Source organism: Arthrobacter sp., assembly GCF_031988865.1.
Lineage (GTDB): Bacteria > Actinomycetota > Actinomycetes > Actinomycetales > Micrococcaceae > Arthrobacter_B.
The window spans coordinates 21,879-34,747 of the sequence record NZ_DALZXY010000001.1 but is presented as its reverse complement, the minus strand read 5'-3'; the positions used below and the strand labels follow the sequence as shown (position 1 = coordinate 34,747).

The window sequence follows — 12,869 nt, the reverse complement described above, 5'->3', positions numbered from 1 at the left end:
GAGCTGAAGGCAGGTTTCCTGGAACGTGCCCACGAAGTGGTGGCAGATGTGGCCGCGCGCGGCGAAATCGACGGCGTCAAGGATCTGGCCGAAGCCTACCCGCTGGCAGTGTTCCCGGATTTCGTTGGCCTGCCCAAGGAGGGACGCGAAAACCTGCTGCCTTACGGCTCCATGGTTTTCAACACTTTCGGGCCCCGGAACGAGCATTTCGAAAAGGGCATGGAAAAGGGTGCCCAGGCCTCCGGCTGGGTGATGGAACAATGCCAGCCCGGGGCGCTCAGCGGGGACGGACTGGGCAACCGGATTCACGCAGCCGCTGCGGAAGCCGGGTATGAAGCCGAGGACTCGGCCAGACTGCTGCGCTCCTTCCTTTCGGCCGGCGTGGATACCACGGTGCACGGGATCGGCAACGCGCTGCTCTGCCTGGCCCGGAATCCGGCCCAGTACCAGCTGCTGCGTAAGGATCCTTCGCTGGCCCGGGCCGCGTTCGAAGAGTCGGTCCGGTTCGAGTCACCAGTCCAGACCTTCTTCCGCACCACCTCGCGGGACACGGAGCTTTCCGGGACCAAGATGCCGGAAGGGTCGAAAATCCTGATGTTCCTTGCCGCTGCCAACCGGGATCCCCGGCGCTGGGAGAATGCGGAGGAATTTGATATCACCCGTAAAAGCGAGGGACACGTCGGCTTCGGCTTTGGCATCCACGCCTGCCTGGGGCAGATGCTCGCACGCCTTGAGGGAGAGAGCATCCTCACGGCGCTGGCCAGCCGGGTGGAGACGATCGAGATCACCGGCGAACCTGTCCAGCAGCTAAACAACACCCTGCGCGGGCTGGGCTCCCTTCCGCTGCGCCTTGCCCCGTCCGCCTGAACCCCCATCCGTCTGAACCACCGCCCGTCTGAAACACCGGAGTCAAACATGCCTAAAGTTACCTATGTCCAGCCTGACGGCAGCGAAATGATTGTAGACGCCGAAGCCGGCGCCAGCGTGATGCGCACGGCGGTCGCCTCCGGTGTTCCCGGGATTGTTGCCGAATGCGGCGGCAGCGCCATGTGCGCCACCTGCCACGTTTACGTGGATCCCGGAGACCGGGCGGCGCTGCCGGAGATGCTCGCTGTGGAGGATGAGATGCTGGACTGCGCGGCAGCCGAGCGGGAAGCCGGCAGCCGGCTCTCCTGCCAGCTTCCGGTATCCGTGGACATCCGGGTTCGTATCCCGGAAACACAGGTCTAAGCGATGGGAATGGGGGATGCTAGCGGCGCCACCCTGATCGTCGGAAACTGCCAGGCCGGTGTGCAGCTGGCCAGCACGCTGCGGGAGCTGGGGGATACTGCACCCATTGTCCTGGTCGGTGAAGAGCCTCATCTGCCGTACCAGCGGCCGGCGCTGTCCAAAGCGTTCCTCAAGGGGGAAGCAACCGCGGCTTCACTGACGTTCCGCACCCCGGAGTGGTTTGTCCAGCAGGGTATTGAGCTGGTCTCCGGGGAGCAGATCGTGGATATCTCGAGGAACAACGACGGCGGCACAGCCGTCGGTGCGGGCGGGCGGGTGTTCCGCTTCGCGCGGCTGGCGCTGACCACAGGGGCTGCTCCGCGGAAGCTTGCCCTTCCCGGGGCGGAGCTGCAGGGAGTGACCTACCTGCGTGATGCCGACCAGGCCGCTGCGCTGCACCGCTCGCTCGGCCAGGCCCGCAGCCTTGTGGTCATCGGCGGGGGATTCATTGGACTGGAGGTGGCCACCGCCGGCCGGGCGGCCGGCAAACAGGTCACCATCCTCGAGGCCGCTCCCCGCCTGGTGGGGCGGGCCGTGGCCGAAACGACCAGCGATTTCTACCTCCAGGCACACCGCCGCCGCGGAACCACAGTCCTCCTGAACGCGGGCATCGTCCGCATCACCGGCGAAAACGGCCGGGTGACCGGGGTGGAACTCGCCGACGGCACCACCGTCCCTGCCGACGTCGTCGTGATCGGGGTAGGGGTGCTGCCTCGCACCGAACTGGCCGAACGGCTTGGCCTGGAGGTCAGCAACGGCGTTGTGGTGGATGCGGGTGCAGTGGCCTCGGACGGCGTCACGGTGGCGGCCGGGGACTGCGCGAACATGCCCAATCCGTTTGCTGCGGATTACGGCAACGGCAACCTGCGGCTGGAAAGTGTCCAGAACGCCGTCGAACAGGCGAAAACCGCTGCCCGGTCCCTGCTGGGGATGGAAGCGGAGTACCGCACGGTGCCGTGGTTCTGGTCGGATCAGGGGGACCTGAAATTGCAGATCGCCGGGCTCTCAGCCGGACACGACGAAACTATCCTGCGGGGAGAGCCGGACGGCGAAAAATTCTCTGTCCTCTATTACCGGTCCGGACGGATCATCGCCGCTGACTGCATCAACACCCCACGGGACTTCATGGCAGTCCGGAACGCCCTGAGCAAGGGACTGGACATCCCGCCGGAGGACGCCCGCGACCTGGGCCGGGCGCTGAAGGAATCTGCCGTTCCGCGGGTGCCGGCCTGAGACTCCCGGCTGGCGGCCTTAAACCCGCAGGGCAGCCCGCTCCGCCACCAGGGCATCAAGATCTGCCACAGTCCGGCCGGCGAGGGTTTCCCAGCGGGTGATCCCGGGCTGTTCGGGCACGTCGACGGCGTTCGGCACCGCAACCGTGACGGCCCCGGACGCCTTGGCCGAGGCCACGCCAGGCAGCGAATCCTCGACGGCGATCGCACGGTCCAGATCCACGTCCGTACCCAGTTCCTCGCCCATGAGTTTGGCCGCGAGCAGGTACGGCTCCGGATCCGGCTTCCCCAGGGTCACCATTTCGCCGGTGACGAGGAACCGGAATGTTCCTGCCGGGAGCTGCTCGGCGATTTCCTTTGCCAGGATGGTTTCGCTCATCGTCACCATCGCGCATGGCACGCCCGCCGCGCCCAGCTCCGCCAGGAGTTCCCGGGCCCCGGGACGCCACGGGATTTCTTGCCGCACGCTGCGGACCACACTGGCCAGCAGTGCGTCGAGGATCTCCCGCACGCCAAGGTCGGCACCGGCGGCCTGCATTTTCGCGGCCGTATCCGGCAGGGCGTTGCCCACCAGATCCATCGCCTGCTCGTCGCTCCAGCGAACGCCGAACCGGGCCATGAGCTCCTTTTCGGCGGCGAACCAGTACGGCTCGGTGTCCACAAGGGTGCCGTCCATGTCCCAGAAAACTGCCTGCAGAGCGGGAACGGGTGTCAATGGTCCTCCTGGTAGAGCGCGGCCCGGGTTTACGGTGGTGGAACGAAAAGGTGCTGGATGACGTGCATGTTCATGCTGCACGGCGCCTCCATTGATCGTGGCAGTGCGGCTATCTTCCGTCAAAACCCGCAGCGGTCCGGACAGCAGAATTCGCACCGGCTTCACCGGGAGTTCAGCCGGCGGCCATCAAGCCCTACTGGGGTCTTCCTAAAGCGGAGGGAAGAGCAAGGTTCCTGCCAACGCAACGCCGAGGATCAGCAGGGTGGCACCCAGCCCCAGCAGGACCGGCCGGCCACCGACCTTAATCAGGCTCTTGATGTCCAGTCCGAGGCCAAGAGCGAACATGGCCGCGGCCAGCAGCATCGTCTGCACGATCTGGAGAACGGCCAAGAGCGGGTCCGGCAGGATTCCGGAGCTCCGCAGCAGCACCGCCGCGATAAAGCCGACGATGAAGAACGGGACAATCGGAGGACGCTTTCCATCGGTGGCAGCGCCGGTCTTCCGCATGTAGACCGAGATCCCCGCTACGATCGGCGCCAGGGTCATTACGCGGGCCAGCTTGACCGTCACAGCCACCGCCAGCGCGCCGCCACCGACCGCGCTTCCGGCGGCAACCACCTGGGCAACTTCGTGTGTTGACGCGCCGATCCACATGCCGGTCGACTCGGCGTCCAACCCCAAGACGCCCCCGAGGAAGGGGAGGACGGGAATCAACAAGGTGCCAAACAGGACAACCAAGGCAATCGCCGTCGCGGTTTCCTCCTCCTTGGCATCGGATGCATTCTCCACGGCCGCAACAGCTGCGGCGCCGCAGATGGAGACCCCGGAGGCGATGAGCAGCCGCTGCGTCAGGCTGATACCCATCAGCTGCCCCACCCACAGGGTCACAGCGAAAGTGATGCCGACCGAGGCGACGACGACCAGCAGTACACCGGGGCCGAGTCCGAGGATCGCTGACAGGGAGAGCTGCAGGCCGAGCAGAATGATGCCGGCGCGAAGGAGTTTCTTGGAGGAGAAAGCGACTCCGGGAGAAAGTGAGCGGGGAACGGTGATGAGGTTCCGCCACAATGCTCCCACCACAATTGCGACCAGAAGCGGGCTGATCCCTGGGATCAGCTGCGAGATTCCCCAGGCGGCGGCGGCTCCAGCCAATGTCACGGCGAGCCCGGGCAGGTATGACTTCCATCCGCCCGCCCGGATGGGACTTGGGGCCGGCGGAGTGCGGCGTTGAAGGCCGGTGTCCTGAGTGTCCTGAGTGTCCTGTTGGGCTGCGGGTGATGCCTGACGTCGCTGAGTATCCATGTATTTAAACGTCTCAGCTTCAGCCAGACGCCAGTAGACCCAACCTCGGTCCCGCAGTCATATGATACTGATATGCCTACGTCGCGACCGCCCGTCGAAAACTGGCTTCAGCTGCCCGCCCTTCGGCTCCTCGTCGGCATAGGGGAGCACGGGAGCCTCAGCGCAGCTGCCCGGAATGCCGGTATGGCACAGTCCAATGCGACCCGCTCCTTGAAGACCCTCGAGCGCCGGCTTGGCTACAGTCTGGTGACCCGGTCAACGCGGGGGTCGACCCTGACCCGTAAGGGTGCCCTGACAGCTGAGTGGGCGCGCGACGTGCTCGACGGCGTGGAAAGGCTTGCCGCGGGAGCGGCGGCCTTGGCGGATGAGGGCCAGGTGAAACTTGCCGTGGGTGCCAGCATGACCATTGCCGAGCATCTGCTGCCCGGATGGATCGGGGAATTCCGTGCCCGGATGCCCTCCGTCGAGACGAAGCTGCGGGTGATGAACTCGGCCCAGGTTCTGGAAGCGGTTGCCGCGGAGCGGATCGCACTGGGTTTTGTGGAAACGCCGAACATTCCGCCGCAGCTCAAATCGGTCAGGGTCTGGACGGATCGGATGGTCCTGGTGTGCGGCAGGGAGCATCCCTGGGCGGCGCGGAAGCAGCCGGTTGACCTCAGCGAACTGGCCGGCACCGCCCTGCTTGAGCGGGAAGAGGGCTCGGGCACCCGGGCCTTCCTTGACCAGCTGATTGGCACCCGGCGGGCCGATCCGCTGATGGAACTCAACAGTAATTCAGCGATCAGCCAGGGAGTCGTTACGGGTCTGGGCCCCGCAGTATTGAGTGCCCTGGCGGTGGAGAGCGCCGTCCGGAGCAACCGGCTGGTGGAAGTCCCGGTGGCAGGCGGGCCGCTCAAACGCGAATTCAAGGCGGTGTGGACTGCAGGGTCCACATCCTCAGAGGCGGCGCGGGAGTTTCTCAAAATCGCCCGCGGAGGTGCGGACCAGTCTCGGGAAGAGTCCGGTGCCGGGCGCGCACGCAAGAAGTAAATCCGGAGAACCGCCGGCTGATGACAGCCGGGCGGGCGTTCCGTTTCGCCGGAACTGTTTCCCTCCGTTTTGGGATTTTCTTGCCGGTTTGGGATTTCCCTCCGGCGCGCGGCGGCAGGGAAATCCCAAAACGGTCGATTTAACCCAAAACGGAGGGATTTCGGCCGGAGTCAGAGTTGGCTGCTCAGTGCGCCCCGCCACCCCTGTGGCAAACCGCGCGCCCCGCCCAACGGTCCTATTCCGCCCAACGGCATCACCCGGCAAAGGCATGCTCCCGCATAAACGCCAGCACCGGTGCAGCCAGCGAGGCGCCGATCTGATCCTGCGGACGCTTCCGCCCGGCAACCTCGAACATATGGTTGGCTCCGTCGATCCGCTCCACCACGGCATTGGCCCCGATCCGCTCGGCGATCGGCTCCAGCTCGCCGGGCAGGGCAAACGGATCCCGGGTGCCTTGCAGGAACAGCATCGGCAGGGACAGTCCGTAGAGATGTTCGTCCCGCAGCTTCTCCGGTTTGCCCGGCGGGTGCAGCGGATAGCCCAGGTACACGAGCCCGGCTGCGTCCATCCCCTCGGCTACCGCCATGGAGGCCATCCGCCCGCCGAAGGATTTCCCGCAGGCCCAGACCGGGACGCCGTCGGCGTTATCCACCGCGGCGAACATCACGGCGCGCCAGGCGGCAACTGCAGCCGGGGCGCGGTCGGGGAACTTCTTGCCGGCCTCCCGGTAAGGGAAGTTGAACCGCCAGGTGGCCACCCCGCCGTCGTTCATTGCATCCGTAAACCCGGTGAGGAAGGGGTGCTCCATCCCGCTTCCGGCGCCGTGCGCCACCACCAGGGATGCCCACGCGCCGTCGGGCTGCGCAAACGCAGCGGTGACCGTTCCGTCCCCGACGTTGACTGTGAGTTCTTCGCGCTGCACTGGCATGGGTTCCAATCTACGGGAGCGGCGGTGCGGGGTTACAGGGGGAGAGGCCCCTCCTCCTTCACCGTCTTCATCACGATGGTGCTGGTGAGCTTCTCGACGCCGGGGAGGCCGACCAGGACCTCGTCGTAGAACTGCTGGTACGCGGTCAGATCCGCGGCGATGACCTTGAGCAGGAAGTCCGGTTCGCCGAAAAGCCGGTCCGCCGCCACGATCTGCTCGATCCGGCCAACCTCGTCCTCGAAGGCCAGCATCTGCTGCCGGTTCCGCAGGGTGACGAACACCAGGGCCTGGAAACCAAGCCCAACCGCGGCGGGATCCACCACTGCCCGGTAGCCGGTGAGCACGCCCCGGCGTTCGAGTTCCTTCACCCGGCGGTGGCACGGCGCAACCGTAAGACCCACCTCTGCGGCCAGTGCCGTGGCAGTCATTCGCCCGTCAATCTGCAGCAGGCGCAAAATTTCTCGATCAAGTGCGTCAATCACGCAATAATCCTATCCTCTTTAGGCTTTGAAGGGCATAGATAGGTAAGCACTTATCGCGGTCGGATCCCTAGGCTGAAGGCATGGATTTATCGCAGCTCGCGGGTTTTGCGGCCGTCTCCGTCACCCTGGCCATGACACCGGGGGCCGACTGGGCGTATTCGATCTCCGCCGGCCTGCGTGCCCGCCGGATCGCGCCCGCCGTGGCCGGACTGTGCGCCGGCTACCTGTTCCACACCGCGCTGATTGTGGCCGGGCTGGCCGCCCTGATTGCCGCGACTCCGCAGCTTCTGCTTGGCCTGACCCTGCTCGGCGCCGCGTACCTGCTCTGGCTGGGTATCTCGACCATGCGGGGCTGGCGCTCCGCCGGGTTTACAGGCGGAGGCACGACGCCGGTGACCGCAGCCACCACGACGCCGGTGACCGCAGCCACCACGGCGCACGAGGCCACCACGGCACAGGACACGGCCGCGGGTGGGGGCTCCGGAAGCCTGGCCCTGGCCGTACGTACGCCGGTGCGCTCGCGCCGCGCCGTCGAAGGCCGGGACTTCCTCAAAGGTTTGGGCACCAGCGCCACTAACCCCAAGGCCCTGCTGCTGTACCTGGCCCTGATCCCGCAGTTCGTCGACGCCGATGCCGCAATGGCCGTTCCGCTGCAGTCACTGGTCCTGGGCCTGGCCCACTTCACGGTCTCCGTGTTCGTCTACACTTTCGTGGCACTGGGAGCCCGCCGCCTGCTGCGCTCGCGGCCCGCGGCCGCCCGCGCCGTCACCCTGGCCAGCGGCATCATTATGGTTGCGCTGTCCGTGGTGCTGCTCGCCGAGCAGGGTGCTTCGCTGATCGGTTAGGTCAGCCCGGCCGTGGGTGCGCGGCCTGCATCCGGGGTGCTCTGCGCACCCACGGCTGGGCTTGGGATGGGCCAGGTTGGAGTGGTTAGGCTTAGGGCGGTAGACAGCAAGGGCGGGCGCAGAAGCAGAAGAGGAGTGGACGTGGGGCGTGATGTTGAGCGGGACTTCCCGGAGGTGGTTCCTGATCACTACAACACCAACTACGTGATGGGTGGTCTCAGCTACGCAGGCGAATACCTTGGCCCGGACGATCACAGCCCATTCCCGGTTTACGTGGACATGTACGGTCACGGTGACAGATCGAAGCAGGGCAGGGAAGCCGGGGACCTGAGCGGCGTGCCCCACCTCGATACCCACCCCGCACGTTTCAGCGAGGCGTGTACGGAAGAGGACACGGCGACGATCAGCCGCTACCTCTACCTGTCCATGACCCGCAGAGCCGGCGACGGCGGCTGGGACTACAAGGTCATTAAAGAGTTCAAGATGAACCGCGACTGGAACGATGTCGTGAACCTCGTGAACCAATACCTTCCTGAGGGATACGTCCTGGATGATTATTGGGTCGGGCTGTAACACCCGCCACAACAACAGATCCCCCACCCGGAATGCCGGATGGGGGATCTGTCGCCTGTGGGGGGATGGTGGGGGTTCTAGGAGTTCACCTTCTCGAACGCAGGTGCCCGGCGCTTGTCGAAGACGGTGGCGCCGACTTCCTGCTCTGCCTGGTTATTGATGGACAGGTCGATGCCGGAGCGGTCCCGCAGCAGGAGCACGGCAACGATTGAGACGGCCGTCATGCCCAGCAGATACAGCGAGACGGAACTGCTGGTGCCGGTGGAATTGATCAGCGCCTGCGCAATCGTCGGAGCGAAGGCCCCGCCAAGGATGGCGCCGAGGGCGTAGGACAGCGAGACACCGGAGAACCGCACCGACGCCGGGAAGATTTCGCTGTACCAGGCGGCCTGCGGGCCGTAGCTGAGGCCAAGTCCGACGGCGAACAACCCCAACGCCAGATACAGCATGGGCAGGGAGCCGGTGTCGATGAGCCAGAACAGTGGGAAGACCATCAGCGCCTGGATGCCGAAGCCGATCAGGTAGGTGCGCTTCCGGCCAATCCTGTCCGAGAGATACCCGGCCAGCAGGGTGAAGACAAACCACATGGCGGCAGCGAAGGTGATGGCCAGGAGGACGTCGGTGCGGTCCAGCCCCACGGAGTCGCCGGTGGCATAGCTGGGAATGAAACCCCCGGTGGCCATGTAGCCTGCGGCGTTGTTGCCGGCAAAGACCAGGGCGGCGAGCAGGACAAGGTGCCAGTGTTTGCGGAACAGTTCGGCCGCCGGGACCTTCGTCTGCTGCTTCTTTTCGGCGATTTCGGTGAAGACCGGAGACTCCTCGACCGCCCGGCGCACCAGGTAGCCCACCGCGATCAGCACGATGCTGAGCAGGAACGGCACACGCCAGCCCCACTCGATGAACGCTGCACCGGGGGAGATCCAGCCGGTCATCACCGCGGTGACGCCGGACGCCAGCAGCATGCCCAGGGGAACCCCGAGCTGCGGGAAGGAACCGGCCCGGCCGCGGCGGTGTGCCGGAGCGTGCTCAACGGCCATCAGGACGGCGCCGCCCCATTCTCCGCCGGCCGAGATGCCCTGCAGGATGCGCAGGAGCAGCAGCACCACGGGTGCCAGCAGGCCCGCCGTTTCGTAGGTGGGGAGGACACCGATGAGCGTCGTCGAGATGCCCATCAGGATCAGGGTCAGGACCAGCATGGGGCGCCGGCCGATCTTGTCGCCGAAGTGCCCGGCCAGGAAAGCTCCGAGCGGACGGAACAGGAAGCTGATGCCCACCGAGGCAAAGGCGAGCAGCAGTCCGATCGATTCACCCGCGGGGGCGAAGAACACCTGGGCGAAGACCAGCCCGGCGGCGGTCGCATAGATGAAGAAGTCGTACCATTCGATGGTTGTCCCGACGATCGTGGCGAAGGCAACGCGGCGCTGCGTCCTCCGGGAGCCGGCGTCGGACGGGGGTGTGCTCATGAGTTTCTCCTGGAAGGGGAAGTGGTGCGCGTGACGGATCTTCTAAACAGGGGTGGGTGAAACCTGACGTGCATGGGACTTGAGGCTGAAGCCTGGTGCGGCCGCCTCCTCGGGGGACGGCCCGCGGCCCGCGGCCAGGAGCTTGCGGGCTCCCATATGGTCCGCCGGGGAGTTCACGGATTCGACGGCGGCCAGCCGGCTGTTCCGGAAACACAGGATGGAAAATTTGCCGGACTCCGGCTCTCCAACGACCAGGGTTTCGTCCCCGGGAGCCCAGAGGCCGGCGATTTGGAGCCGCAGGTTTCCCTGGGTGCTCCAGAACCAGGGGAGATCACCGTACGGCGACGGCGTGCCGAGAATCGTCCGGGCCGCGTGCCGTCCCTGATCGGTGGCGTTCTGCACCGACTCCAGGCGCGCCCGGCCCCCGGTGTGGACAGAAGGGAAGCTGGCGCAGTCGCCCACAGCGAGGATAGACGGGTCCGACGTCCGCAAGGCCGCGTCAACCACGATGCCGTTACCTGTTTCCAGCCCGGCGGCGGCTGCCAGCGCATCATTGGGAACGACGCCGATGCCCACCACCACTAGATCCGCCGGATAGCGGGCGCCGGCGGTCGAGACCGCGGTGGCCACCCTGCCGTCGGGGCCGGCTTCAAAATGGCCGATCCCCTCGTTGAGCCGCATGCTCACGCCGAGGCCGGTGTGGGCAGCGGTGAACCAGTCGCCCATGTCCGGGCTCAGTGCCCGGCCCATCGGGCGCGGCGCAAACTCCAGGACGGTGACTGCGCAGCCCCGGGACCGGGCGGCGGCGGCGACTTCCAAGCCGATGAACCCGGCCCCAACAACCACCACGTTGCGGGCGGCATCGAAGGCGCTGTGCAGGGTTTCGGCGTCGCCCAGGGTTTTGAGCCCGTGCACACCGGGAAGGTCGGCACCCGGGCAGGTGAGCGCCCGGTTGGCCGCGCCGGTGGCGAACACCAGGTGGTCGTACGGCAGGGCGCTGCCGTCGCTCAGGCTGACGCTTTTGCCCGCACGGTCGACGGCGACGGCTGCGGCTCCGTTCCGCAGGCTAATGTCCTTCTCGCTGAAGAAGGACGCCGCGCGCAGCGGCAGCGGGGAGGGATCACTGCCCGCTGCCAGGTAATCCTTGGACAGGGGCGGTCGCTGATAGGGCAGGCCGGGCTCGTCCGCGATGACCGTGATGGTTCCGGCGTGGCCGCCGGCGCGCAGCGAGTCTGCAACCTGCAGGCCGGCCTGGCCGCCGCCGATGATGACAACTGTCACGGCTAGACCTGGTCCGAGGGCACGTCGACAACAATTCCGTCCAGTTCGTCGCTGGCCTTGATCTGGCAGCCGAGCCGGGAACGGTCGGTGCGCTCGGCGATGGTGCAATCGAGCATCTCATCCTCGTCGTCACTGACTTCCGGCAGTGCGTCGGCGAAATCGGACCGGACATAGACGTGGCAGGTGGCGCACATCGCCTGGCCGCCGCACTCGCCGACGATGCCGTCCACTCCGTTGGTGACGGCCGCGCGCATCAGGGAGGTGCCCGGCTCCACGGTAACGACGGCGGGCTCGCCGGAGGGCTGGATGAAGGTGATGGTACTCATGGTGCTCCTTGAAAAGCAGGGGAGGGTGGGGGTGGCCGGGCAACTAGTCCCAGAGGATGGGCATCTTGACGAGGCCGCGGAAGACCCAGCCGGCGTCAACGGACGCGTTATCCGGGTCCAGGCGGAGGCCCGGGAGGCGGTCGAAGAGGGCCGGCATGGCTACCTGGGCGACCTGCGCCCGGGCGACCCAGGTGCCGGCGCAGAAGTGCAAACCGCCGCCAAAACCCAGGTGCGGCTTTTTGGGCCGGTGGATGTTGAAGGTTTCAGGGTCTTCGAAGACGTTGGGATCCCGGTTGGCGGCCCCGAGGACCACTCCGACCCGCGCACCCTTGGGCAGGTGCACCCCTTCCAGAACGGTGTCCCGGGTGACTTCACGCGGGTACATGCCGATCGGTGCCACCCAGCGGACGGACTCCTCGAAGGCCGCGGCGTAGAGTCTCGGGTCACCGTTGATCGAGGCAAGCTGGTCCGGATTGTTCAGCAGGGCCCAGACCGTGGTCGCCAGGACGTCGCGCGGCTCGTTGAGCCCGCCGCCAATCGTCATCTTCAGGTTTGCCCGGATTGCCTCCAGGGGAATCGGCATGGACGCCAGTCCGGAGAGCAGTGAATGGTCGGGATTGTCCCTGAGGTAGGGCAGCATCTCATCGATGGCAGCGTCGACCTCGAGTGAGGACTGCGCGCTCTTGGCCCATACCTCGGCGTCGTCGGCGTAGTTTCCGGTGCCGTCGATCAGGGTCTGGCTCCAGCGCTGCATGTCCGCCTGCGTGGCGTTGTGGAAGCCGCAGATTAGCCGCAGGTTCTCCGCTGCATAGGGGGCGGCGTAGTCCCAGACAAAGTCTGCACCGGGTCCCTTGTTCTCCAGCTCGCCGAGGTATTTCTCATTATTGGCGTGGAAAACCGCGTTCCAGTGGTTCTTGATGGTGCCCGGCCGCAGCGTGCTGCCGTAGGAATCCCGGTCCACCTTGTGCTCCGGGTCATCCTTGCGCAGCATCGAGTGGCCCATGGACCGCTTCATCAGCGAATCAGTTTCGTTGGCGGAGAAGGTATCGGCGTCCTGCTCGATGGTGTGGCACGCCGCGTAGCTGGTGACCATGTAACGGTTCACGGCGGGAACCCAGTGCACCGGTGCTTCCTCCCGCATCCGACGGTAGATCGGGAACGGGTCCCGGTACAGGTCCGGGATGGTGACCCAGTCGGCGACCGGAGCCTGGCGGGCGGGCGCCTCGGGGGCCGGCGCCGCTTCGTGCGCGGCCGGCTGCGCGGCCGGCATTGAGTCGAGCAGTGCTGCCCGCTGGGCAGGATCCTCCGGAAGGGCCCCGGTGAAAGGGCAGCCGGTGGTCTCCGGGATGGTCATCGTTGGTCTCCTGGATCTGGGGCCGAAATTGTGTCTCCTAACAGTGTGGTGTGGATCATATCCCCGGTAA

Annotated in this window: 14 protein-coding genes; 6 read left to right on the top strand and 8 right to left on the bottom strand. The window is 66.2% G+C overall.

Annotated features, from left to right (window positions below; translation table 11 throughout):
* From RTN46_RS00200 to RTN46_RS00190, 3 genes are all read left to right on the top strand, one after another.
* On the top strand, nucleotides 1–867 hold an 867-nt coding region (locus tag RTN46_RS00200), incomplete at its 5' end, for a cytochrome P450 (protein WP_312178385.1).
* A 48-nt stretch (nucleotides 868–915) separates the two neighbouring features.
* A complete protein-coding gene (locus RTN46_RS00195; RefSeq protein WP_312178384.1) occupies nucleotides 916–1,230 on the top strand; it encodes a 2Fe-2S iron-sulfur cluster-binding protein in 315 nt (104 codons plus the stop codon).
* 9 nt (nucleotides 1,231–1,239) lie between these two features.
* On the top strand, nucleotides 1,240–2,502 hold the full coding sequence (locus tag RTN46_RS00190; protein WP_312178382.1) for an FAD-dependent oxidoreductase: 1,263 nt from the start codon (nucleotides 1,240–1,242) through the stop codon (nucleotides 2,500–2,502).
* 18 nt (nucleotides 2,503–2,520) lie between these two features.
* Here the strand turns inward: RTN46_RS00190 and RTN46_RS00185 are convergent, their stop codons facing one another.
* Together RTN46_RS00185 and RTN46_RS00180 are read right to left on the bottom strand one after the other, a co-directional pair.
* Nucleotides 2,521–3,216: an HAD family phosphatase gene (locus tag RTN46_RS00185; protein WP_312178381.1), complete on the bottom strand. Its 696-nt coding sequence runs from the start codon at nucleotides 3,214–3,216 to the stop codon at nucleotides 2,521–2,523.
* Between the two features lie 207 nt (nucleotides 3,217–3,423).
* Entirely contained in the window at nucleotides 3,424–4,374 is a 951-nt protein-coding gene (locus tag RTN46_RS00180) for a putative sulfate exporter family transporter (protein WP_312178379.1), read from the bottom strand.
* Between the two features lie 216 nt (nucleotides 4,375–4,590).
* On the opposite strand from RTN46_RS00180, the gene RTN46_RS00175 reads away from it, so the two are divergent.
* The gene (locus tag RTN46_RS00175) at nucleotides 4,591–5,547 is read left to right on the top strand and encodes a LysR family transcriptional regulator (RefSeq protein ID WP_312178377.1); all 957 of its coding nucleotides are present in this window, start codon (nucleotides 4,591–4,593) and stop codon (nucleotides 5,545–5,547) included.
* Between the two features lie 253 nt (nucleotides 5,548–5,800).
* On the opposite strand, the gene RTN46_RS00170 is transcribed toward RTN46_RS00175, so the two are convergent.
* Nucleotides 5,801–6,475: an alpha/beta family hydrolase gene (locus tag RTN46_RS00170; protein ID WP_312178376.1), complete on the bottom strand. Its 675-nt coding sequence runs from the start codon at nucleotides 6,473–6,475 to the stop codon at nucleotides 5,801–5,803.
* A gap of 32 nt (nucleotides 6,476–6,507) precedes the next feature.
* Nucleotides 6,508–6,957 carry an Lrp/AsnC family transcriptional regulator gene (locus RTN46_RS00165; RefSeq protein ID WP_312178375.1) on the bottom strand — a complete coding sequence of 150 codons (450 nt, stop codon included), beginning with the start codon at nucleotides 6,955–6,957 and terminating at the stop codon, nucleotides 6,508–6,510.
* An 80-nt stretch (nucleotides 6,958–7,037) separates the two neighbouring features.
* Between RTN46_RS00165 and RTN46_RS00160 the strand changes: the two genes are divergently transcribed.
* Together RTN46_RS00160 and RTN46_RS00155 are read left to right on the top strand one after the other, a co-directional pair.
* Entirely contained in the window at nucleotides 7,038–7,802 is a 765-nt protein-coding gene (locus RTN46_RS00160; protein ID WP_312178373.1) for a LysE family translocator, read from the top strand.
* A 141-nt stretch (nucleotides 7,803–7,943) separates the two neighbouring features.
* The gene (locus RTN46_RS00155; RefSeq protein WP_312178372.1) at nucleotides 7,944–8,375 is read left to right on the top strand and encodes a hypothetical protein; all 432 of its coding nucleotides are present in this window, start codon (nucleotides 7,944–7,946) and stop codon (nucleotides 8,373–8,375) included.
* Nucleotides 8,376–8,452: 77 nt separating this feature from the next.
* Here the strand turns inward: RTN46_RS00155 and RTN46_RS00150 are convergent, their stop codons facing one another.
* The 4 genes from RTN46_RS00150 to RTN46_RS00135 are packed head-to-tail and all read right to left on the bottom strand — an operon-like array spanning nucleotide 8,453 to nucleotide 12,799.
* Nucleotides 8,453–9,838, bottom strand: a complete 1,386-nt coding sequence (locus tag RTN46_RS00150) for an MFS transporter (protein ID WP_312178371.1) — start codon at nucleotides 9,836–9,838, stop codon at nucleotides 8,453–8,455.
* Between the two features lie 42 nt (nucleotides 9,839–9,880).
* Nucleotides 9,881–11,119 carry an FAD-dependent oxidoreductase gene (locus RTN46_RS00145; RefSeq protein ID WP_312178370.1) on the bottom strand — a complete coding sequence of 413 codons (1,239 nt, stop codon included), beginning with the start codon at nucleotides 11,117–11,119 and terminating at the stop codon, nucleotides 9,881–9,883.
* A gap of 2 nt (nucleotides 11,120–11,121) precedes the next feature.
* Nucleotides 11,122–11,445, bottom strand: a complete 324-nt coding sequence (locus RTN46_RS00140; RefSeq protein WP_312178369.1) for a 2Fe-2S iron-sulfur cluster-binding protein — start codon at nucleotides 11,443–11,445, stop codon at nucleotides 11,122–11,124.
* Nucleotides 11,446–11,488: 43 nt separating this feature from the next.
* Entirely contained in the window at nucleotides 11,489–12,799 is a 1,311-nt protein-coding gene (locus RTN46_RS00135) for a cytochrome P450 (RefSeq protein ID WP_312178368.1), read from the bottom strand.
* Between the last annotated feature and the right edge of the window lie 70 nt (nucleotides 12,800–12,869).

Coding starts and splice junctions, on each gene's coding strand:
- RTN46_RS00140 (WP_312178369.1), bottom strand. CDS start 11,445: ATGAGTACCATCACCTTCATCCAGCCCTCCGGCGAGCCCGCCGTCGTT.
- RTN46_RS00190 (WP_312178382.1), top strand. CDS start 1,240: ATGGGGGATGCTAGCGGCGCCACCCTGATCGTCGGAAACTGCCAGGCC.
- RTN46_RS00160 (WP_312178373.1), top strand. CDS start 7,038: ATGGATTTATCGCAGCTCGCGGGTTTTGCGGCCGTCTCCGTCACCCTG.
- RTN46_RS00195 (WP_312178384.1), top strand. CDS start 916: ATGCCTAAAGTTACCTATGTCCAGCCTGACGGCAGCGAAATGATTGTA.
- RTN46_RS00170 (WP_312178376.1), bottom strand. CDS start 6,475: ATGCCAGTGCAGCGCGAAGAACTCACAGTCAACGTCGGGGACGGAACG.
- RTN46_RS00150 (WP_312178371.1), bottom strand. CDS start 9,838: ATGAGCACACCCCCGTCCGACGCCGGCTCCCGGAGGACGCAGCGCCGC.
- RTN46_RS00175 (WP_312178377.1), top strand. CDS start 4,591: ATGCCTACGTCGCGACCGCCCGTCGAAAACTGGCTTCAGCTGCCCGCC.
- RTN46_RS00135 (WP_312178368.1), bottom strand. CDS start 12,799: ATGACCATCCCGGAGACCACCGGCTGCCCTTTCACCGGGGCCCTTCCG.